Source organism: Arthrobacter sp. 10T425, assembly GCF_056393985.1.
Genome location: NZ_JBFTGZ010000061.1, coordinates 1 through 515, shown reverse-complemented (window position 1 = coordinate 515; position 515 = coordinate 1). Strand labels below are relative to the sequence as shown.

The 515-nt window shown below is 69.5% G+C and carries 1 protein-coding gene; it reads left to right on the top strand.

Going from position 1 to position 515, the window contains the following annotated elements; genetic code table 11:
* Positions 1-136 precede the first annotated feature (136 nt).
* Positions 137-515 (top strand): Zn-ribbon domain-containing OB-fold protein (locus AC1DDH_RS20510; protein WP_476956217.1); only part of this gene is annotated, 379 nt, incomplete at its 3' end.

The window sequence follows — 515 nt, the reverse complement described above, 5'->3', positions numbered from 1 at the left end:
ACGCCGGCCCTCGCATCGAGAAAGAGGGCCGCTGGCTGCCGGAGGAGTTGTCGGCGCACATCCCCGATCTGGTGGCCCGCGCCGCGCCCAACGCGCTGATCTCGGGCGAGATCCCGCACCGCGAGGGCGTTCCGGCATGACCCCGACTCCATCCCCCGTCGCGAAATTCACGCCGCAGCCGGTGCCCGGCACGCGCCCCTTCTGGGAAGGCACGCAGGCCGGCGAACTGCGCCTCCAGGTCTGCGACAGCTGCGGCACGCACGTGCTGTATCCACGCCCGCACTGCCACCAATGCGGTGCCGAGACCTTGTCGTGGGTCCGCGCCAGCGGCCGTGCGCGCCTGTATTCCTATGTGATCAGCCACCTGGCCATGCCGGGCTGGGCCGGCCAGACGCCCTACGTGATTGCCGTGGTGGAACTCGAGGAAGGCCCGCGCATGATGACGAATATCGTCGGCGTACCCGCCGACCCGGCGCACCTCGTGCTCGATATGCCGCTCGAAGTGGTGTTCGAGC